Origin of the sequence: Actinomadura macrotermitis, from assembly GCF_009604375.1 — a bacterium.
Classification (GTDB): domain Bacteria; phylum Actinomycetota; class Actinomycetes; order Streptosporangiales; family Streptosporangiaceae; genus Spirillospora; species Spirillospora macrotermitis.
In genome coordinates, this window is record NZ_WEGH01000001.1 from 2026834 (window position 1) to 2046301 (window position 19468).

Here is a 19468-nt window from a genome sequence, read left to right on the forward strand (position 1 = left end):
GACGGCCGGCGGCACCGGCGGCGTTCGTGGGGAACGGCGGCGCGGCGGGCGGCGGTGCGGGGGCACGCCGCCCGCCGGCGTGCCCCCGGGGCGTCAGGCGGGCGGGGTGTCGTGCGCCTTCTTGACGATGCCGAGCTTGGTGCCGAGCCACACCACCGGGTCGTAGCGGCGGTCGACGACCTCCTCCTTCAGCGGGATCAGCGCATTGTCGGTGATCTTGATGTGCTCGGGGCAGACCTCGGTGCAGCACTTGGTGATGTTGCAGAAGCCGAGGCCCTGCACGTCGCGCGACATCTCGCGGCGGTCGGCGACGTCGGCCGGGTGCATCTGCAGCTCGGCGGTGCGCATCAGGAACCGGGGCCCGGCGAAGCCCGGCTTGTTCTCCTCATGGTCGCGGACGACGTGGCAGACGTTGTTGCACAGGAAGCACTCGATGCACTTGCGGAACTCCTGCGAGCGCTCCACGTCGACCTGCTGCATCCGGAACTCGCCCGGCCCGACGTCGCCGGGGTCGAACGAGGGGACCTGCCGCGCCTTCTCGTAGTTGAACGACACGTCGGTGACCAGGTCGCGGATCACCGGGAAGGTGCGGACCGGGGTGACGGTGATCGTCTCGTCCTCGGTGAAGGTCGACATCCGGGTCATGCACATCAGCCGCGGCATGCCGTTGACCTCGGCCGAGCACGACCCGCACTTGCCCGCCTTGCAGTTCCAGCGGACCGCCAGGTCGGGCGCCTGCGTCGCCTGCAGCCGGTGGATGATGTCCAGGACGACCTCGCCCTCGTTCACCTCCACGGTGTAGTCGACCAGCTCGCCGTCGCCGTCGTCGCCCCGCCAGACCTTGAACTTCGCCTCGTAGCTCATCGGTCGCCCTCCTCGCCGGTCCGGCCGTCCTCGACCGCGGTGGCCCCGGCGATGCTCCCGGGCAGTTCCTCGGCGGTGAGGTACTTCTTCAGCTCGTCGGTCTCGAACAGCTCGATCAGGTCGGCCCGCATCGGCTCCATCGGCTGGCGGCGGACCTCCACGCGCGGGTCGGCGGCGTCGCCGGTCAGCCGGCACACCAGGTTGACCTTGCGCCACTCCGACGACATCTGGGGGTAGTCGTCGCGGGTGTGGCCGCCGCGGCTCTCCTGCCGCTCCAGCGCGGACCTGGCGATGGCCTCCGACACCAGCATCATGTTGCGCAGGTCCAGCGCCAGGTGCCAGCCGGGGTGGTAGCCGCGGCCGTCGTCGCCGACCGCGACGGGCGCCACGCCGACGGCCGCGACCCGTTCGCGCAGCTTGTCCAGCGACTGCAGCGCCTGCTGCAGCTCGCCCTCCTTGCGGATGATGCCGACCAGGTCGTTCATCGTCGTCTGCAGCTCGGCGTGCACCGCGTAGGGGCTCTCGCCGTCCTGGCGTCCGAACGGCGCGAGCGCCTCGGTGACGGCGTGGTCCACCTCGTCCGCGGGCACCGCGGGCCGGTCCGCCAGCGCGTCGACGTACTCGGCGGCGCCGAGCCCGGCGCGCCGGCCGAAGACCAGCAGGTCGGTCAGCGAGTTGCCGCCGAGCCGGTTGGAGCCGTGCATGCCGCCCGAGCACTCGCCGGCCGCGAACAGGCCCGGCACGAGCGCCGCGCCGGTGTCGGGGTCGACCTCGACGCCGCCCATCACGTAGTGGCAGGTCGGGCCGACCTCCATCGCCTCGCGCGTGATGTCGACGTCGGCCAGCTCCATGAACTGGTGGTGCATCGCGGGCAGCCGGCGCCGGATCTCCTCCGCGCCGCCGGGCATGCGCCCCACCACCGTCAGGAAGACGCCGCCGTGCGGCGACCCGCGGCCGGCCTTGACCTCGGAGTTGATGGCGCGCGCGACCTCGTCGCGGGGCAGCAGCTCGGGCGGGCGGCGGTTGTTGTCGGGGTCGTCGTACCAGCGGTCGGCCTCCTCGGCCGAGGTGGCGTACTTGTCCTTGAACACCTCGGGGATGTAGTCGAACATGAACCGCTTGCCCTCGGAGTTCTGCAGGATGCCCCGGTCGCCGCGCACCGACTCGGTGACCAGGATGCCCTTCACCGACGGCGGCCAGACCATGCCCGTCGGGTGGAACTGCACGAACTCCATGTTGAGCAGGGTCGCGCCCGCCAGCAGCGCCAGCGCGTGGCCGTCGCCGGTGTACTCCCAGGAGTTGGAGGTGACCTTGAAGGCCTTGCCGATACCGCCGGTCGCCAGCACCACCGCGGGCGCCTCGATCACCACGAACTTCCCGGTCTCGCGGACGTAGGCGAACACGCCCGCGATGCGGTCGCCGTCCAGCAGCAGCCGGGTGACGGTCGTCTCGGCCCACACCTTCAGCCGGGCCTCGTAGTCGCCGAACTCGCGGTGGTCCTCCTGCTGCAGCGCGACGAGCTTCTGCTGGGTGGTGCGGATCAGCTCCAGGCCGGTCCGGTCGCCGACGTGCGCCAGCCGCGGGTACTCGTGCCCGCCGAAGTTGCGCTGGCTGATCTTGCCGTCCTTGGTGCGGTCGAACAGCGCGCCCCAGTGCTCCAGCTCCCAGACCCGGTCGGGGGCCTCCTGGGCGTGCAGTTCGGCCATCCGCCAGTTGTTGAGGAACTTGCCGCCGCGCATGGTGTCGCGGAAGTGCACCTTCCAGTTGTCGTTGGGGTTGACGTTCCCCATCGAGGCGGCGGCGCCGCCCTCGGCCATGACGGTGTGCGCCTTGCCGAGCAGCGACTTGGAGATGACCGCCGTCCTCTTGCCCTGCAGGCGCGCCTCGATCGCGGCGCGCAGCCCGGCGCCGCCCGCGCCGATCACCACGACGTCGTACGAGTGCCGCTCGATCTCGGTCATGATCTCCGGGCCCCCTTTAGTTGAAGAATCGCAGGTCGGAAATGGTGCCGCTCGCGACCAGCGCCACGTACAGGTCGGCCACCACCAGCGAGCCGAGGGTGATCAGCGCGAAGGTGCCGTGCCGCTTGTTCAGCTTGGAGACCTGTCCCCACATCCAGTACCGGACCGGGTGCTTGGAGAAGTGCTTCAGCCGGCCGCCGACGATGTGCCGGCAGGAGTGGCACGACAGCGTGTAGGCCCACAGCAGGACCACGTTGGCGACCAGGATCAGCGTGCCGAGGCCGATGCCGAAGCCGCCGTCCTCGCCGTGGAAGGCGCGGACCGCGTCCCAGGTGTTGACCAGGGAGATCAGGAACGCGGCCATCCAGAAGTAGCGGTGCAGGTTCTGCCCGATCAGCGGGAAGCGGCGCTCGCCGGTGTACTTGGCGTGCGGCTCGACGACGGCGCAGGCGGGCGGCGACGCCCAGAACGAGCGGTAGTACGCCTTGCGGTAGTAGTAGCAGGTCAGGCGGAACAGCAGCAGGAACGGCAGGGAGATCACCGCGAACGGGATGAAGCCCCTGGTGCCCGCGGGCAGGAACGTGCCGAACTCCGCCGCGTCCCCGGTGTGCCCGTCGACCGTGACGCCGTTGCAGATCTCGTTGAAGCACGGCGAGTAGAACGGCGTCAGGTAGTGGTACTGGGGGACGTAGAACGCCGAGCCCCAGAACGCGCGAATGGTGGCGTACACCACCCACGCCGTGAAGATCACGAAGGTGGTGATCGGGTAGAGGCGCCAGTTGTCCTTGCGGAGCGTACGTTCCTTGATACGGGCGCGCGTTCTGGCCGGCGCCTCCACAGTGCTCATCGATCGCTCTCCTGAGCTCGGGTCTTCGGGGTCCCCGTTCACGGATGAGCGCACGCTTACGGCCGTCGCGCCCGGCCGGTGGAGCCGCCGCAGGCTGCGGTGACGCCACGAGTGCGCTTCCAGCGAAGCGACCTTACGCCACCCGCGCGGCGATGTGACATACATAACAGCCGGTCGCCGATGTGACTCTGACCACAGACAGTGAGTCGGCACATCCCGGGCGCCATCGCGGTCTTCCCATAACCATTGATTATGGCCAGCGGCTATCGAGACGAGCCCAGACGGGCATGGCGGGCCGGGCCGGCGGCATGCGGTAGGGCGATCGGCGGTTCAGTGGCCGAGCGTGCGCGCGAAGTGCGCCTCGGCGTCGCTCGCGCGCCCCGTCCCGTAGACGCGCAGCACCTCGGCCAGCCCGGGGTACCCCTGCTCGATCAGCGCCGCCGCCTGCTCGATCTCGCCGGCCGAGGCGACCTCCCGCAGCAGCGCCTGAACGGCCCGCGCGGCCAGCTGCCGTTCGACGGGCGAGCGCTCGGGCGAGGTCATCCGCATGCCCGACGTGGTCGCGGCCGCCTCGGCGCGGATCTCGCCGAGGCGCTCCTGCAGCTCGGCGTGCGACAGCCTGTCGAAATCGGGCGCCTCGGCGAGCTCCTCCAGCGCCAGCAGCCGGTTCAGCACCGCCGGGTTGCTGATCTTGGCGCGCTGGCCGGACATCAGCTGGGACAGCATCGGCGGGGACAGGCCCAGCACGCCGGCCAGGCCCGACTGCGAGAGCCGGTAGCGCTCCAGCAGCCGGCGGACCCGGTCGCCCAGCGGCTCCCCGTACCACTCGGTCTGCAGAGCCCGGTTCCGGGCGACGGTGTCCTCGGCGCCACTCACCCCTATCCCCCCTTGACCATTCGCAGTTGCAAACATTAGATTTTCACCTGCACACCCGCGAGGGGCCTCCCTTGACATCGTGCCACGACATCGCGGGTTTGCATATGTGACGGCCCGAACCGATCCGCGCCGGTCCCCGGCAGAGAGGAAGAGCGATGCGTCCGCTGCAGCGCACGACGATCCTGACGGCCACCGCCCTGCTGGTGGGCGGCCTCACCGGCTGCTCGATACTCGGTGACGACGCGTCGGCGCCCGGCGGGGGCGGCGGCGGGGCCAAGGCCAGTGTGGACGGGGCCGGCAAGACCATCGTGAAGGGCACCTTCCCCAGCCCGATCGCGGCGGGGGCGACGGTCGACATCGCCATCATGGGCCTGAAGGTGCGGGCCAAGCTGGCGACGCTCACCGTCCAGCTCACCCCGCACGTCCCGCCCGGCGGCGAACAGAACCCGAACCCCTACGGGCTGAACGGCGGGAACGGCCTCGGCACCTCGCTGCTCGACCCGGTCAACCTCAAGCGCTACGTCGTGGTGAAGGACTCCGGCAGCACGGAACTGCAGTCCAACGACATCTTCACCCACATAGCGAACAACCAGCCGGCATCCCTCACCTACACCTTCGCCGCCCCACCGGAGAACGTGAAGGTCCTCGACGTCCAGTACGGCGCCTGGCCGACCTTCCGCAACGTCCCGGTGGAGCGATGAGCCGGCCGCACCGGGCGGCGATCGCCGCGGCCGCCTTCGCGCTCGCGCTCGGGGTGCCGGGCCTCGCCGCCGCCGATCCCGACGTCCCCGACCCCAACCTCGCCCAGGCCGTCCACGACATCAACGCGACCGGCGCGGTGACCGACCTCAACACGGCGGCCTCCATCACCGACCTCGACCTGCAGCACGCCGTCGTGCCGCTGGAGACCGAGGAGAAGAACGGCGAGCAGGTCACGCTGCACCTGTCGGCGGACGTGCTGTTCGACTTCGACAAGGCGACCCTCACTGACGCGGCCCGCCGCCGCATCGCCGAACTCGCCCCCAAGCTCCGCAGCGCGACGGGCGCCGTCCAGATCTCGGGCCACTCCGACAGCGTCGGCGCCCCGGCCTACAACCTGCAGCTGTCACGCCGGCGGGCCGAGGCGGTGAAGGCCGAACTCCAGCGCGCCCTGACCGGCACGAACCTCACCTTCACCGCGGAGGGTTACGGCGAGACCCGCCCGGTGGCCCCGAACAAGAACGGCGACAAGGACGACCCCGACGGCCGCGCCAAGAACCGCCGGGTCGACATCACCTACCAGCAAGGCTGACCCCGACCACACCCCCACTGCTCGCCTGCCAAGTCCTCCCTGCCGCGGGGCGGCCCAGGCCGAGCGGCTGTTCCCGTCCGCGCGGCACCGACCTGGAGGCACCGCCCATGCAGCACGCAGTGAAAGCACTCACCGCCGCCCTGGCGCTGGCTTTGCTCGTCTCGGCCTGCGGCGGCGACCCGGAACGGCCTCGCACCAGCGCCGGCGGCGGGCATTCGGCCGCGGCGACCGGTGGCACGCCGACGCCCGGCGGCCCGGAGCCGACGTCGTGCCCGAACGGCGGGCAGCTCATCAAGGCCGTGGAGATCCCGGCCGTGCACGCCGACCCGGTGCACATCCCCGAGGCGAAGGTCGGCGGGCAGACCGTCCCCGCCGTCACCGTCCCCGGCGTGGACATCCCCGCCCAGCGGGTGCCGGCCCAGTGCGTCGACATCAGGCCGGCGCCCGGCGGCTGCCTCAGCGCGGTGACCATCCCGGCCACCTCCATCCCCGAGGTGCGCGTCCCGGGCGCCAAGATCCCGGGGGTGAACGTGGCCGGGGTGAAGGCCGAGCCGGTCCGGACGCCCGAGGTGGTCTCGGCCGCGGTGCACCAGGAGCAGGTGCACGTGGACGAGGTGTGCCAGAGCAAGCCGAAGCAGGAGGGCGAATATGTGAGCTCGGCGTACCGGTCGTCGGCGTACCGGTCGTCCCTGTACCGGTCGTCGGCCTACCGTTCCTCGCTCTACCGCGCCTCCGCCTGCAACGACAAGCACGAGTGCATCCCTGAGGTGAGGATCCCGAGCATCAACGTTCCTCCGGTGAAGATCCCGCCGGTGAGCGTCCCGTCCGCCGCACTGAAGTCCTACACCGCCGGCAAGAGCCAAGTACTGAAGGGCGACGGCCGGATCGCCTACAACATCGAGGCCGACGTGCTCTTCGACTTCGGCAAGGCCGACATCAAACCCGCCGCCGTGGCGGAACTGGCCAAGGTCGCCGCCTCCATCGAGCGCGAGGTCCCGGCCACCGCGACCGTCCAGGTCGACGGCCACACCGACGCCAAGGGCGACCCGGCCACCAACCAGGCGCTCTCCGAGCAGCGCGCCCGGGCGATCGTCGAATGGCTGGCCACCAGGGGCGGGATATCCCGCGACCGTCTCAAGGCCACCGGCTATGGCGAGACCAAGCCCGTCGCCGCCAACACCAAGCCGGGCGGCTCCGACGACCCCGGCGGCCGCGCCAAGAACCGCCGAGTCGTCATCTCAGCCAAGCAGCACTGAACCGCCCCAAGGACGGTTCGCCACACCCAACACGGCAGCACACAAGACCACCGCCCGGCCAAACGAACGAAGCGAAGCCGCCCCACCAGGCCAATACCCGGCCGGCCAGCGGCAGCGCGGCCGGGCGTTCAGCGCCGGTCCGATGCCGCACGCACCCAGAGGAGAGCATGCGATGCGCAACAAGCGTTCCGTGGTGACAGTGGTCGCCATCGCCCTCGTGCTCGCCGGTTGTGATTCCGGTGGCCGCGCGAGCGGGAAACCGCCGGCGGGCAAGCCCTCCGCGCAGCCGAGCGTGGGCGGCGGCGCCGAGCCCGTGGCGGGGCAGGGCATCGTCCGCGACAGCATCTACCAGATCAACTACATGGGCGAGCCGTACCCCTTCCGGATGGAGATGAAGCAGGTCGAGCGCTTCAAGGAGTACTCGGTGCTGCGCTTCGCCATCACCAACATCGGGCCCAAGCCGCAGGACACCAGCATGCTGTTCGGGAACTGGTACCTCGACCGGTCCTTCGGCCGCATCGCCCTGGTGGACACCGTGGGACGCAAGTACTACTTCGCGCTGCGCGCGCAAGACGACGACGGGTTCGGCAGCCAGAACAACTTCACTTCGCTGGAGCCCGGCGTCCCGTACGAGGGGCACGTCTATTACCCCGTCCTGCCCGGCAACGTCGAGCGCGTCATGGTCCGCACCCCGGGTGCGCCGGGCTCCTTCCCCGGTGTGCCGGTCGTCCAGGGCACCACCCGGCCGCCGACCTCGCTCCCCAACCCGTCGCCGTCGCCCAGCCCCACCGGCACGCTGGCCGCCGACGCGCCGACCGGGGAGATCAAGACCTGGGTCGCGGACCTGACCGACATCCGCGAGAACGACACGCAGACCACCACCTCCGGCGGTGGCGAGGAGAAGATCGGGCTGCGCACCGACGTCCTGTTCGACTTCGACAAGGCCACGCTGACCGGCAAGGCCAAGGCCGTCCTGGACCAGGTCGCGAACGAGACCCGGGAGAAGGCCGACCCCGCCAAGCCGCCCATCACCATCACCGGCCACACCGACTCCAAGGGCGACGACGCCTACAACATGCGCCTCTCCCAGCAGCGCGCCGAGGCCGTCCGCAAGGAACTCCAGGCCCGGCTCGGCGGCGCCTACCGGTACGTGACCGCGGGGAAGGGCGAGACCGAGCCGGCCGTCAAGGAGGGCGGTGCCGACGACGAGCAGGCCCGCCAGAAGAACCGCCGCGTCGACATCTCCTACAAGATCAAGCAGCAGCTGCCGGGCACCACCACGACCACCACCGCGGCGCCGGGCGCCGTCGCGCCGCCCGCCCGCTTCCGCACCGACGGGAAGCCCGTGGCCGAACGCACCGGCGTCTTCCGCGGCCAGCAGTACCGGATCCGCGTCGCCCCCTTCTACCGTGACGGCGCCTACCTGGCGGTCCCGTTCGAGATCTCGCTGCTCGACGACAAGGAACGCAACACCGGGCTGAACAGCCCTTTCGGCGTGTTCGACAAGGGCGGCCGGTTCGGTGCCTTCAGCGTCGTCGATCCCGCCACCAAGATCATCTATCGGGCCGTCCGCATCGGCTCGGCCGACAGCATCAACTACCTCGAAGGAGACATCGGCACGAACACGCCGAAGCTGACCTTCCGCAGCTACATCTATGTGGCCGCGCCGCCGGCGAACACCACCAGCGTCACCTTCGACGCGGGCGCGTTCGGCCAGATCCCCGGCGTCCCGATCCAGTGACCCGCACGCAGGCCTCGGATCGTCCGGCACCTGGTCTCGATGGGTACAGCGCACACAAAGATCCACGCCACAGCGAAGCCCCGTCGAGCGGCTCATGGACGCCAAGGACAGCCGGGCTTGGAACGACGCCGCACACGGGCCTCGGAACGACCGGCGCCGTGCGGCACCTGGGCCCGGCGGACGCACAGCGGTCCACGCCGCAGCGAAGAAACCCACCGCTCCGCCGCGGGCAGAGCGGAACCGTCCTTGGGCGCCGAGGTCAGGCGGACGTGGGAGGAGGGCCCAGGTGATCGAAGATCTGCAGCGGTTCCCCGTCCACCGTGCGGACGGGGAAGTCCAGCCGGAGCCCGCACGCGGACAGGGCGCGGCGGGCCGTGGCCGCGCCCGCCGGGCGGTCCTGCGGGCGCTGCGCGCACAGGTGCGCGACGACCCGCCACAGGCTGGGCGGCACGTCCAGCGGCGGCGGCCCCACCCACTGGCGCGGCTCGGGGTCGCCCTTCCCGGTGAGCATCCGCCAGCACACCATGCCGGCCGCGTAGAGGTCCTGGGCCGGCCCCGGCGGCGCCCAGTCCAGCACCTCCGGCGCCAGATAGCCGGGGGTGCCGACGGCGAAGCCGGTCGTGGTCAGCCGTTCCCCGTCCCCGCTCAGCGCGATGCCGAAATCGCCGAGGCGCGCGTGCGGCGCGCCGACCGGGCTCGGCTCCAGCAGCACGTTCGCCGGTTTCACGTCCCGGTGCACCACGCCGAGCGTATGAATGTGGCTCAGCGCCGCGAGCATCTGGTCCAGGACCTCCGCGGCATACGCGGGCGGCAGCCGGCCATAGTCCCCGAGGAGGGTCTCCAGTGAACCACCCCGGACCAGGTCCATCGCGAGGAGCACGTCGTCGTCCTCGGTGGTGCACCATGCGTAGGGCGTCAGGATGTGCGGGTGCGCGAGCCGCAGCGCCCGTTCCCGCACCACGCGGAGCATCGAGGTGCCGGCTGACTGCCGGACGAGCTTCGCCGCGCAGTACCGGCCCTCCCGCTGGTCCCAGGCACGCCACACCCGGCTCGTCCCGCCGATCCCGATCCGGTCGAGCATCACGAACCGGCCGCCGATCACCCACCCCGCCTTCACCCGACGAATCGTACGGAACATCCGCATGGAGGATGCCCCGTCCGTTCCAGAAGGGGGACGGAGAAATGCGCCCGCTCCCTGGCCTTCATCCGCCCGACCCGCCCCGGGAGCTGCCATGACAGCCGCACCAGGCCCCTATCCCCCTGACGGATCCGCCCGCCCGGCACCTCAGCGGCCGCCGCGCCCGGTGACGGTCCGGATCGCCTTCACGCTGATGCTGGCCGGCGCGGCCCTGCAGGTGCTCGGCGTCATCGTCGCGTTCCTCAACGTGGACGCGACGCGCGACGCCATCAAAGAACAGATCGCCAAGGCCGGGAGCCGCCCGTCCGAGACGCTCATCGACGGCTTCGCCTACGGCGTGGCCGGTCTGGCCGCCGTCTTCGGCCTGGTCGCCGCCGGTCTGTGGATCTGGATGGCCTTCATGAACAGAGCGGGCCGGAACTGGGCGCGGATCACCGCGAGCGTCTTGTTCGCCCTGTTCTGCTCGGGCACGGCATCGGGTGGCCCCGTCTTCATGAACGGCACGGTCAACGGTTTCAGCTTCCACATCACCGCCGGCGGAACACCCGGCCTGCTGGTCGACCTCACCATCTGCCTGATCGGCCTGGGCACCGTCATCCTGCTGTGGCTGAAGCCGTCCAGCGCCTTCTTCAACCCCGCACGCTCTCCGCAGGCTCCCTTCCGGCCGCCCTATGGTCCGCCGCCTTACGGCAGCCCGCCGAACGCGCCGGGGCCATCGTCCTTCCCGCGACCACCGACCGGTCCCTCGCACTGATGTCCACCAGCACCTCGCCGGGCCGTCTCACTCAAGGGCCGATGCGGCAGGCACGGCGGGGCGACGCACGCGCCACCGGCGGGCGGTCAGGCGCCGGCCGTGCGGAAGTAGCGCCGCGCCGACGAGCGGCAGACCATGACCAGGATGACGATCGGGAAGATCAGGCCGATCAGCCCCATGGCGTCACCGGCGCCGATGCGGCCGAACTGCCAGAACAGGTAGAAGACCTCCAGGGCGAGGATCGCGAACCACAGCGGGCGGCTGGGCCGCCGGGCCGCCGCCAGGCCGCCGGCTGCGCTCGCGGCGGCGGGCAGCAGGGCCGCGATCGCGATGCCGGCCCCGTAGCCGCCGCCCAGTTCGAGCCCGGCGTCCAGCGCGGCCATCGCGGTGAGCCCCGCAGCGACGAAGAGCAGCACCCTGGCGGTCCGTACCGACCGCGGCATCACCGACCGCGCATGCATCGTCGCTCCCCGAGCGTTTCCCGAGCCCATCGGTGGGGACCCTAGGGCGCCCGCCCCGGAACGTTCCAGGGTCCCTGGGCCCAGGGACCGGCCGAGGCCGGCGGGCCAGGGGCCTTGGCCCGCCGGATGGCGTGAGCAATAACGTCCGCTGCCCGGGACATGAGGCAGGGGCCCGCGACACCGGCCGGTCATGGGCATGGCGGTCCACGGCGAAGGGCCGGTGTCCTACGTAGCCGTCGTGCTGCTCATCGCGGTAATGGTCGCCGTCGTCCTCTCGGCGGCGTTCCCACCCAGCGCCCCACCACCCCGCCGGCCGGCGTCTCGGCACGCCGACGCCTGGGACGGCGTGTCCTTCGCCGGCTGCCTGGCCCGCTTCCGCAGCCACGATCGGCGGAAAGCCGAAGGCCGAGATCGGGCCGGACGCAGGTCCGTGTGGGAACGGTTCGGCGAGGAGTCGGACACCGGCCCCCGCTACCGGCTCGCGCCGGCGCCGGAGTTCGCCGCCGTGCGCCACCCGGACCTGGCGCTGGAGCCGTTCCTGGCCGTCACCGCCGGCCTGCCCTACGCGCTTGGCGACGTGCTGCGGGCCCGGTCCGCTCAGCGGTAGCCGCCGGACTCCCGCGCCGAGCGGCGGCGGTAGTACAGCGCCACCGCGCCGAGGCCGAGGGCCGTCCCGGCCGCCGAACCCGCGGTGCCGAGCCCGGTGACCAGGCCGTCATCGCCGTCGGCGAGGCCGAAGACGGCGGTGAGCAGCACCCCGAGCGCCGGGACGGCGAGGACGGCGAGGAGCAGCCGGCGTCCCCTGGCCGAGGTGCACAGCGCGGCGGCGACCGTCATGACCACGAACACGACGAGGGCGGGCAGCGCGACCCATCTCAGCGCCGCGTCGGCCGTGACCGGTTCCTGGATCGTTCCCAGCTTGACGACGAGGACCGCGTTGACGACGGCGCCCAGCAGGTAGGCCAGGATCGCGGCCCCCCACGGCTTCAGCAGGTCCATGCTCGTGCTCCCTTCGTCACCCGGCGCGCCAGGTCATGAGGATCATGGTCACGCCCAGCGCGATCAGCACCGGGCCGGCCAGGAACAGCAGCGCCAGGTGCACGCCGGCCCGCTCGGCGGTGCTCTCCGGCCGGGCCGGGTCGTAGACGACGGTCACCTCGCGGCCCGGCCGCGGGCCGGGAAAGCTGGTCAGCGCGCTCGTCCGCTCGACGACCCGGCCGGTCTCGGTGCTGAACCGGAACCGGACGGCCCGGCTGCGCACACCGGGGTGCGCGACGCTCCCCACCTCCTCGCGGGCCACGAACACCCCCCGGGCGCGGCGCGACCGCCGCTGCAGCCGCACCCGGTCGGCGATCTCCTTCACCCCGCCGAGGGCGAAGGCCCCGCCGAACAGCAGGCCGAGGATCGTCACGATCATGCCGCCGCCCGGGCCCGGTCAGAGCTTGCAGTTCGGGAGGGGCTTGTAGATCCGGGTCCCGTCGGGCCGGGCCGAGCCCAGGTACTCGCCATTGGTCACCTTCCGCGAGGACTCGGAGTACAGGCCGTTCAGACCGAGCCGCACGCCGAGCTTCACGCTCGCGCCGTAGAGGTTGTCCTGCTGGTCATAGTCGTAGTCGGTCTTGGACGAGCGCGCCTTCTCGTACAGCAGCCGCTGCAGCGGCGTGGCGTCCGGGCCCGGGTCCTTGGTCGGCGCCATGTCGTCCCAGGTGAGGGCGAGAGCCCCCATCGAACCCGGGACGGCGCCGAGCGGGTGGAACAGGAAGTCGGCGACGGCGGCGCGGTCGGCGTCGTTGGTGATGGGCAGCTCGGTGGTGATCATCGTGGCGCGGCCGTTGACGATGCGGGTCTGGGTGAGGGTGAGCCCGGTGATCTTCTTGTTCTTGTCCATGGTGATCGCCACCGAGCCCGTCGAGCTGGCCCGGCCCTGCGGACCGGCCACCAGAAGGTTGGCGCCGTAGTTCACCTCGCCCTTCAGCATGAGGGTCACCGTGGTCTCGCCCGTCTTCTTGTTGTACTCGCCGATGGCCTTCTCGTTGCCGTCGATGCCGACCCACGCGTAGGAGTTGGGGAGGACGAAGTCGCTGCCCCGGCTGTCGGGCAGCTTGGCCTGCAGCTTGTCCTTGGCGGACGGCGGCTTGTTCGAGGGCGGGCTGGTGTGCCGGTCGGGCTTGCGGTGCTTGCCGGTCGGGTCCTTCGGGCCGATGGAGGCCGAGCCGTACAGGCCCGCCATGACGTCGCCCTCGATCTCGAAGCGCATGGTGTCGGACTTGGGGATGTCGGGGCCGGCGACGGCGTCGTAGATGCCGCCGCCGATCGTGCCGAGCAGCCCGCCGTTCTCCTTCACCGCGTCGATCGTGTACTGCTCGCGGATCTTCTTCTCGAAGTCGTCGGCCTGCTTGTCGGCGTCCGGGCCGGTGAACAGCCAGCCGTCGCCGGCGCCGATCCGGACCTTGGCCTCGGCGAGGGCGTCGGCGCCGAGGTTGAACAGGTTGCCGCCGTTGACCCCGATCCCGATCCCGGTCCCGACGCCGCCGGTGACGCCCTTCACCGCCAGGACCTTGACGGTCTTCTTGCCGTCGGGCCCGATCGAGTTGATGCGGACGAAGGTGTAGTCCCGGCCCGCCCGGAAGAACAGGACTTCGACGCTGCCGCCGTAGCTGTCGCTGGCGATGGCGGTCAGGCAGCCCGGGCGCAGCGCCCGGTCCTCCGCCGTCTCGCACTTGGCGGCGTCCCCCGCGTTGAACACCAGGCAGACCGCGTCACCGACATGGCCGCTGATCTGTCCACCGACCCCGGTGGTGATCAGGGCTGCCACCACCACGGCCACCAGCAGCAGCGCGGTGATGTAGCCGATCGACCCTTCGCCCCGGTCACTCCGCCATCTCTTGATGTTCACCAACTCCTTACTCGGTGAACATCAAAACTCCGCGAGCAGGACCTTTACCTGAGCCCAGGGGCCCAACCTCGGTCCCAAAGATCAAAAAAAGACTCCACCGCCGTCCGGCGGTGGAGTAGTGGGCGCGGGCGGCGCGGGTCAGCGGCGGCGTGCGGCCATGCCGAAGCCGAGCCCGGCTCCGGCCGCGGCGGCGCCCAGCACCAGCAGCAGCACCAGCGGGCGGCCCTGGGCCGCGATGCCCGTCTGGGTGAGCAGGCCCACCAGCAGCGGCCCCGCGCAGGCGATCGCGGCGGCGCGCCCGGTGGGGGCGCCGGCGTCCAGCAGGCGGCGGCCGGCGAGCCAGGCGCCGGCGAAGGCGAGCAGGAGGTTCAGCAGCGCGGCGGCCGGCATCGCGGCCGAGGTGAATCCCGCCGAGCGGGCCAGGCCGGGGGCGGCGACGACGGCCGCCGTGACGGCGAGCGCGGCGGCGACGAGGCCGGCGAACGGCACCAGCGCACCGAGGCAGAACGCGACGAACCCGCTGCGGATCTCCACGATTCTCCGTACGCTCGGCCACCCTGGACAGGCCGATTCTCACCGAGCCTTTCCACGCCACGGATGCGATGCGGTGAACGGCGAAAGAACGGCGCGGGACGGCTCTTTTAATGAGAGAGGTGATTGCGCCAAAGGAAATACGTCACCACGGCGCCGATCGTGAACATCGCCGCGGCCTTCACGACATCGGAAAGCGGATGACGGTGGTACCTCGCGGCCTCGGGGCGCTCCGGCCGGTACAGGACGGGGACCCGCTGCCCCGGCTCGCGGCGCGGCGCCTTCTCCGCCTCGAACACGTGGGTCTCGCCGGTCAAGGCGGTGAACCGGATCGTGAGCGTGCAGGACGGCTCGTCCGCCCACTCCTCGCACGACTCGACCGTGCCCTCGGTGCGGACCGCACCGCCGCGGAAGCGGAGGTCGGAGACCAGGACCAGGGGCGCCGCGGCCAGCAGCACCGGGCCGCCGGCGACGAGGGCGGCCACCTCGAGCCAGGGCTTGGGGATCCAGGACAGGACACCGAAGAACACCTGCACGGCCAGCAGCACCACGACGATCGCGCCGAGCCACCACAGCACCCGCCGCACCACGGGATCAGTCCCCTTTCAGCCGCAGGGACGCGAGGATGTCCGGCAGCCTGGCGCTCGCCTGCCCCTGTTCGGGGGCACGCAGCATGAACTCCACCAGAACACCGTCCTTCGCCGCCGCGTACACGCCGAGCAGCTTGAACGGGATGCTCCCGCCCTTGCCGTCCGCCAGCTCGTAGGACGCCTCGAACCGCTGCGCGCGCCTCGCCCCCGCCACCTTGACGGGCCGGTCCGCGGTGATCCGGTACTTGTTCATCCGGGCCAGGCCGCGGAACTGCGTCAGCGCGTCGGCGAACCCGATACGGCCGTCGTAGCGCTGGAGCCGGACCTGCCCGTCGGTGACGCCCGAGGGCAGCACCGGCCCGGTGACCACCAGCACCGGGCGGCCCCGCTCGTCGGTGTCGTCGCCGCGCCGCCAGCCCGCCGGGTAGGCGAAGGCGTAGGACCCGGTGCGCAGCTCGGCGAAGCCGGCCGGCACCGGGACGCGCTCCACCTCGCCGCCGCCCCCGCACCCGGTCAGGACGGCCGCCACGAGGACGGCCAGGGCCGCTCTCACCGGCACGCCTTCCACGGCACCCACCCCACTCCCGGCTTGAAGTACTGCGCGTCCTGCAAGATGCTCTTCTCGTCCTCCCGGCCGATCTCGAAGATCCCCCAGCGGGTCTTCGGCTTGCCGCCGGCGGCGCCCTTGGCCTCGGCCTTGCCGGTCTCGCCGGTGTTGTCGTAGGTGGTGCGGCCCATGGTCCCCGCGCCCTGGTCCCAGGCCCGCTCGAGGGCGTCGGTGTCGCCGTCGAGCAGGTACTGGTCGATGAGCTTGCGGTCGTCGGCCCTGGAGTAGTCCAGCGCCTTCTCGGTCAGCGTCCGCTGCGCGAACAGGATCCACTGCTTGCCGCCGGTGGCGTCGAACTTGTCACCGACCGAGTTGGAGGACTTCAGCTTGCCGTCGACCCGCGCGTACAGGACGTCCTGGCCGTTCTGGGTCTGCGTCACCCGCACGACCTTGCCGTCCTTGTCCTGCGTGACGCCCCACGTCGTCCCCGCGCGGTGCTTGTAGTTCAGGCCGATGCTCGGGTTCAGCTTGACCGCGCCCTTGATCTGCGCGCGCTGCCCGGGCTGCAGCACGAAGTTGTTGCCTATCTTGCTCTTCAGCTGCCCCTCGACCACGTTCAGCACCGCGTCCAGGCCGGCCTCCAGGCCCTGCTGGGCGCTGCGGCGCAGGGGCGGCGGCAGCTTGGAGATGATGTCGCCGAGGTCGAGCTGGACGGCGACCTCGGCCTCGCCGCGCTGGGTGTAGTAGGTGGTCTTCTCGCCGTTCACCAGGTTGTGCTGGGTGCCGGAGATGAGCCAGCCGCGGCCCTTGAGCGGGATCTTGACGGGGCCGAGCTCGACGTCGCCCTTGAGGCCGCCGGTGATGCCGCCGTCCAGGTACTCGCCGGTCGGCTTGCGGTCGGGCTCGCTGCCGCCCATGTAGCGGTCGATGTCGTCGCCGACCCAGGGCAGCTTGCTGCCGAGCCAGACGAACCCGCCGGTCACCGGGTTGGTCCGCAGGGTGAACTTCACCTCGCTGCCGATCCGGTGCTCCTTGAGGTCGTCGAAGAACCTGCGCGCCTCCTCCTCGGTGGTGAACCCGCCGTAGACCTTGCCGTTGGTCATCATCAGGCCGCCCCACACGCCGCCCTTGACCGGCCCCTTGCCGACCTCGGGCGTGGAGACGCCGCCCTCGCCCCAGGTGAAGTCGACGACCTCCCAGACGGGCCTGCCGTCCGGCCCCACCCGCTTGTTGAGCTGGATCGTGCCACGGCTGTTGGTCCGCACGTCCACGCGCTTGGTCGGGATGGTGACGGTCTCTTCGAGGTAGGTGCTCTCGCTCCCGGCGAGGCAGGGCTGTACCGGCTGGTCCGGATCGGGGGCCGTCCGGTCGGTGCCGGGGCGGCCGGGCGGGTCGCAGTGCGCGACGAGCCCGGCCGCCTGGCCGACCCGGCAGATCGCGGCGCCGGTGAAGCGGGCGACGTCCCCGCCGAGCCCGGTGAGCAGCAGCACCGCGGCGAGCACCGCGCAGAACAGCAGGCTCGCCAGATAGGCGACCGGCCCCTCGCCCCGGTCCCGGGCCATCCCCTGCTTCCTTTGTTCCCGCACAGCGGGAACAGTGCCAGACAAATGGCCTCACAAATTGAGCCCACAGACCTATTGCCAGACCCAAAGAATGCACCGGGCGCCATTTGTTCATTTGAATTCACCGACGTTTTCCCGGAAATTAACCGAACCGCTCGCCCGCGCTGCGGGCCCCGCCGGCCGCGGGCGCGGCGCCGCGATGTTGGGCCCACGGACCCTGTCGCCCGGTGATCTTCCCGCCTAGAGTCACCCTGGTCCCTTGTGAGTTCGACTGACTCGGTGGTGGCAAGGTGCGATTCGGCCGGTGGCGTGCGCTCAGCCGCGACGAAGGCTCGACTCAGATCATCCTGCTCGCGGCCATGGTGTGCGCGTTCGCGCTCACCCTGATGGCCGTGCAGGTCGCCCAGGCCAACGACATGCGGTCACGGGCGCAGATCGCGGCGGACTCCACGGCGATCGCGGCGGTCACGCCGCTGCGGGACGAGGCCGTCAGCTGGGCGCAGCGCGGCCAGAACCCCGTGGGCATGGGCCTGTGGGAGGTCGCGACCCTCACCGAGCCCGACCCGGCCTACAACCGTGCGGCCCGTGACTACGCGCAGCGCAACCAGGCCGAGCTCATCCGCAAGGTCGAACCGTCGGGACTGCTCGGCTACACCATGAAGGCCGACGTCCAGACCATCGACTGCGTCATCAAGGACGAGAAGGAGCTGACCGCCCAGGAGCGCGAGGACCTCAAGGACCCGCGCAAGCTGTGCACCGACAACCGGGGCCGGCGGGGCATCCCCAAGGGACGCGGCACCGCCACCGCGATCGCCCAGCTGAAGATGCCCCCGTGCGATTACACGTACCGCCCCGTCGTCGAGAACGGGGCGACCTACATGAAGCCCACCAAGCTCCTCTGCGGCCCCGGCCTCGACAGGGTGGTGACCTGGGACGAGTTCGGCGCGGCGGCCGCCCCGCGCGAGCGGATCCTGCGCGTGTTCAAGATCCGGCTGGTGGCGAAGGAGGACGTCAAGTACACCGGCGTCCCCGACTACGGCTCCAACCCCGAGTGGACGGGCGATCCCCCGAACCTGGGCGACATCAACGCCTGCAAGCTCGTCAAGGAGATCCTCACCAACGCCTACAAGAAGATCGGCTACCCCTACGTCTGGGGCGGGGAGTCGTACGCCGAGGGCGGTTTCGACTGCTCCGGGATGATCTACGCGTCCTACCTCGAGGCCGGCGTGCCGATCCCGCGCACCACCTTCGACCAGTGGCCCTACGGCGTACGCGTCCCCGACGGCCAGGAGAAGCCGGGCGACCTGGTCTTCTTCAACGCCGGCCCCGGAACCGGGAGCAACAGCCCCGGCCACGTCGGGCTGGTCCTGGACCCCTCGCGCAAGCTGATGATCGAGGCCCGCTGCACCGCCTGCGGCCCCATCCGCGTCTCCAGCTACGACCGGCCGAACAAGGTGGGCTTCACCCGCCCGCTGGCCCGGTCGGGCAAGGACTGCAACGAGAACGAGAAGTAGCCGCCGGTCCCCGCCCGGGGCGGGGGCCGTCCGCTACCCGTTCTTCACCTTGTCGATGAGGCCGTTCGGCGCCTGCCGGACCTCGAACGAGGCGAGGATCTGCGGCAGCCGCGTCGTGCCGTAGTCCTTCTCGGGCGCCCGCACGCTCAGGTCGACCAGGATGTGGTCGGCGGTCAGCGCGAAGGTCTCGGTGCCGCGCAGGGGCACCAGCGCGCCCGTCGCGGTCCTGGTCTGCTGGGCCACCTCGAAGCGGTGCGCCGCCACGGCGCCCTTCACCACGATGCGCTCCTCCTTGAGGATGCGGTACCCGTTCCTCCCGGCCGAGGCGCGGTACTGCACCAGCTTGTCCTGGAGCTGGTACGGCCACCGCGTCCACGCGGCGACGCGGGCCTGGCCCGAGTAGGCGCCGTTCTCGGTCGCGGGGCCGTTGAACTCCTCCCAGAAGGTCCCCTGACGGTCCCTCTTGCGCACCGTCGTCCACTCGGACGGATAGGCGAGGCGGTACTCGTCTGTCACATGCTCGCGGAAGCCGGGTTCGCGGTGCAGGGAGTCGGTGAACTGGCGCCACGGCTGCCACCACGCGACTCCGGCGACCAGCGAGGCGAGCACCGCGAAACGGAATAGGTACGACACGGACCA

General features: G+C 71.1%; 21 protein-coding genes. 7 read left to right on the top strand and 14 right to left on the bottom strand.

Annotated elements, in window-relative coordinates; translation table 11 throughout:
• Window positions 1-93 precede the first annotated feature (93 nt).
• From ACRB68_RS09310 to ACRB68_RS09325, 4 genes are all read right to left on the bottom strand, one after another.
• Window positions 94-864 carry a succinate dehydrogenase/fumarate reductase iron-sulfur subunit gene (locus tag ACRB68_RS09310; protein WP_153531701.1) on the bottom strand — a complete coding sequence of 257 codons (771 nt, stop codon included), beginning with the start codon at window positions 862-864 and terminating at the stop codon, window positions 94-96.
• Window positions 861-2825 carry a fumarate reductase/succinate dehydrogenase flavoprotein subunit gene (locus tag ACRB68_RS09315; protein ID WP_153531702.1) on the bottom strand — a complete coding sequence of 655 codons (1965 nt, stop codon included), beginning with the start codon at window positions 2823-2825 and terminating at the stop codon, window positions 861-863. The genes ACRB68_RS09310 and ACRB68_RS09315 overlap by 4 nt, the downstream gene beginning before the upstream one ends.
• Window positions 2826-2841: 16 nt before the next feature.
• On the bottom strand, window positions 2842-3672 hold the full coding sequence (locus ACRB68_RS09320) for a hypothetical protein (protein WP_153531703.1): 831 nt from the start codon (window positions 3670-3672) through the stop codon (window positions 2842-2844).
• 330 nt (window positions 3673-4002) lie between these two features.
• Window positions 4003-4548, bottom strand: coding sequence for a helix-turn-helix domain-containing protein (locus tag ACRB68_RS09325; protein WP_207709617.1), 546 nt, complete (start codon window positions 4546-4548; stop codon window positions 4003-4005).
• Window positions 4549-4703: 155 nt separating this feature from the next.
• On the opposite strand from ACRB68_RS09325, the gene ACRB68_RS09330 reads away from it, so the two are divergent.
• The 4 genes from ACRB68_RS09330 (at window position 4704) to ACRB68_RS09345 (ending at window position 8836) form a co-directional block, all read left to right on the top strand.
• Window positions 4704-5249 (top strand): hypothetical protein, encoded by a 546-nt coding sequence (locus ACRB68_RS09330; protein ID WP_153531705.1) that lies wholly within the window; start codon window positions 4704-4706, stop codon window positions 5247-5249.
• Window positions 5246-5839, top strand: a complete 594-nt coding sequence (locus ACRB68_RS09335; RefSeq protein ID WP_153531706.1) for an OmpA family protein — start codon at window positions 5246-5248, stop codon at window positions 5837-5839. The genes ACRB68_RS09330 and ACRB68_RS09335 overlap by 4 nt, the downstream gene beginning before the upstream one ends.
• A 119-nt stretch (window positions 5840-5958) precedes the next feature.
• Window positions 5959-7095, top strand: coding sequence for an OmpA family protein (locus ACRB68_RS09340; RefSeq protein ID WP_194293222.1), 1137 nt, complete (start codon window positions 5959-5961; stop codon window positions 7093-7095).
• Window positions 7096-7267: 172 nt separating this feature from the next.
• Window positions 7268-8836, top strand: a complete 1569-nt coding sequence (locus ACRB68_RS09345) for an OmpA family protein (protein ID WP_194293223.1) — start codon at window positions 7268-7270, stop codon at window positions 8834-8836.
• A gap of 259 nt (window positions 8837-9095) precedes the next feature.
• Here the strand turns inward: ACRB68_RS09345 and ACRB68_RS09350 are convergent, their stop codons facing one another.
• Window positions 9096-9953, bottom strand: coding sequence for a serine/threonine-protein kinase (locus ACRB68_RS09350; protein WP_194293224.1), 858 nt, complete (start codon window positions 9951-9953; stop codon window positions 9096-9098).
• Between the two features lie 214 nt (window positions 9954-10167).
• On the opposite strand from ACRB68_RS09350, the gene ACRB68_RS09355 reads away from it, so the two are divergent.
• Window positions 10168-10728: a hypothetical protein gene (locus ACRB68_RS09355; protein ID WP_153531710.1), complete on the top strand. Its 561-nt coding sequence runs from the start codon at window positions 10168-10170 to the stop codon at window positions 10726-10728.
• An 86-nt stretch (window positions 10729-10814) separates the two neighbouring features.
• On the opposite strand, the gene ACRB68_RS09360 is transcribed toward ACRB68_RS09355, so the two are convergent.
• Window positions 10815-11189, bottom strand: coding sequence for a hypothetical protein (locus ACRB68_RS09360; protein ID WP_153531711.1), 375 nt, complete (start codon window positions 11187-11189; stop codon window positions 10815-10817).
• A gap of 220 nt (window positions 11190-11409) precedes the next feature.
• Between ACRB68_RS09360 and ACRB68_RS09365 the strand changes: the two genes are divergently transcribed.
• Window positions 11410-11796, top strand: coding sequence for a hypothetical protein (locus ACRB68_RS09365; RefSeq protein WP_153531712.1), 387 nt, complete (start codon window positions 11410-11412; stop codon window positions 11794-11796).
• Here ACRB68_RS09365 and ACRB68_RS09370 read toward each other — a convergent pair.
• The 7 genes from ACRB68_RS09370 to ACRB68_RS09400 all read right to left on the bottom strand — a co-directional run bounded on the left by ACRB68_RS09370 (window position 11787) and on the right by ACRB68_RS09400 (window position 17315).
• The gene (locus ACRB68_RS09370) at window positions 11787-12188 is read right to left on the bottom strand and encodes a hypothetical protein (protein WP_153531713.1); all 402 of its coding nucleotides are present in this window, start codon (window positions 12186-12188) and stop codon (window positions 11787-11789) included. The genes ACRB68_RS09365 and ACRB68_RS09370 overlap by 10 nt on opposite strands.
• 16 nt (window positions 12189-12204) lie before the next feature.
• Window positions 12205-12606 carry a DUF3592 domain-containing protein gene (locus tag ACRB68_RS09375; protein WP_153531714.1) on the bottom strand — a complete coding sequence of 134 codons (402 nt, stop codon included), beginning with the start codon at window positions 12604-12606 and terminating at the stop codon, window positions 12205-12207.
• 18 nt (window positions 12607-12624) lie between these two features.
• Window positions 12625-14085, bottom strand: a complete 1461-nt coding sequence (locus ACRB68_RS09380) for a hypothetical protein (protein WP_153531715.1) — start codon at window positions 14083-14085, stop codon at window positions 12625-12627.
• A gap of 138 nt (window positions 14086-14223) precedes the next feature.
• Complete coding sequence (locus ACRB68_RS09385) at window positions 14224-14619, bottom strand: hypothetical protein (RefSeq protein WP_153531716.1); 396 nt, start codon at window positions 14617-14619, stop codon at window positions 14224-14226.
• 107 nt (window positions 14620-14726) lie between these two features.
• Entirely contained in the window at window positions 14727-15206 is a 480-nt protein-coding gene (locus ACRB68_RS09390) for a DUF3592 domain-containing protein (protein WP_153531717.1), read from the bottom strand.
• A 4-nt stretch (window positions 15207-15210) separates the two neighbouring features.
• On the bottom strand, window positions 15211-15759 hold the full coding sequence (locus ACRB68_RS09395; RefSeq protein WP_153531718.1) for a hypothetical protein: 549 nt from the start codon (window positions 15757-15759) through the stop codon (window positions 15211-15213).
• On the bottom strand, window positions 15756-17315 hold the full coding sequence (locus ACRB68_RS09400) for a hypothetical protein (protein ID WP_153531719.1): 1560 nt from the start codon (window positions 17313-17315) through the stop codon (window positions 15756-15758). The genes ACRB68_RS09395 and ACRB68_RS09400 overlap by 4 nt, the downstream gene beginning before the upstream one ends.
• Window positions 17316-17605: 290 nt before the next feature.
• On the opposite strand from ACRB68_RS09400, the gene ACRB68_RS42415 reads away from it, so the two are divergent.
• Window positions 17606-18829 carry an NlpC/P60 family protein gene (locus ACRB68_RS42415; RefSeq protein ID WP_328593961.1) on the top strand — a complete coding sequence of 408 codons (1224 nt, stop codon included), beginning with the start codon at window positions 17606-17608 and terminating at the stop codon, window positions 18827-18829.
• Window positions 18830-18862: 33 nt separating this feature from the next.
• Here ACRB68_RS42415 and ACRB68_RS09410 read toward each other — a convergent pair whose 3' ends face one another.
• Window positions 18863-19462 (bottom strand): hypothetical protein, encoded by a 600-nt coding sequence (locus ACRB68_RS09410; protein WP_153531720.1) that lies wholly within the window; start codon window positions 19460-19462, stop codon window positions 18863-18865.
• Window positions 19463-19468 lie beyond the last annotated feature (6 nt).

Excerpts from the sequence above, each read along its gene's own strand:
- ACRB68_RS09310 (WP_153531701.1), bottom strand. The coding sequence starts at position 864 with ATGAGCTACGAGGCGAAGTTCAAGGTCTGGCGGGGCGACGACGGCGAC.
- ACRB68_RS09315 (WP_153531702.1), bottom strand. The coding sequence starts at position 2,825 with ATGACCGAGATCGAGCGGCACTCGTACGACGTCGTGGTGATCGGCGCG.
- ACRB68_RS09320 (WP_153531703.1), bottom strand. The coding sequence starts at position 3,672 with ATGAGCACTGTGGAGGCGCCGGCCAGAACGCGCGCCCGTATCAAGGAA.
- ACRB68_RS09330 (WP_153531705.1), top strand. The coding sequence starts at position 4,704 with ATGCGTCCGCTGCAGCGCACGACGATCCTGACGGCCACCGCCCTGCTG.
- ACRB68_RS09335 (WP_153531706.1), top strand. The coding sequence starts at position 5,246 with ATGAGCCGGCCGCACCGGGCGGCGATCGCCGCGGCCGCCTTCGCGCTC.
- ACRB68_RS09345 (WP_194293223.1), top strand. The coding sequence starts at position 7,268 with ATGCGCAACAAGCGTTCCGTGGTGACAGTGGTCGCCATCGCCCTCGTG.
- ACRB68_RS09355 (WP_153531710.1), top strand. The coding sequence starts at position 10,168 with ATGCTGGCCGGCGCGGCCCTGCAGGTGCTCGGCGTCATCGTCGCGTTC.
- ACRB68_RS09360 (WP_153531711.1), bottom strand. The coding sequence starts at position 11,189 with ATGCATGCGCGGTCGGTGATGCCGCGGTCGGTACGGACCGCCAGGGTG.
- ACRB68_RS09370 (WP_153531713.1), bottom strand. The coding sequence starts at position 12,188 with ATGGACCTGCTGAAGCCGTGGGGGGCCGCGATCCTGGCCTACCTGCTG.
- ACRB68_RS09375 (WP_153531714.1), bottom strand. The coding sequence starts at position 12,606 with ATGATCGTGACGATCCTCGGCCTGCTGTTCGGCGGGGCCTTCGCCCTC.
- ACRB68_RS09400 (WP_153531719.1), bottom strand. The coding sequence starts at position 17,315 with ATGGCCCGGGACCGGGGCGAGGGGCCGGTCGCCTATCTGGCGAGCCTG.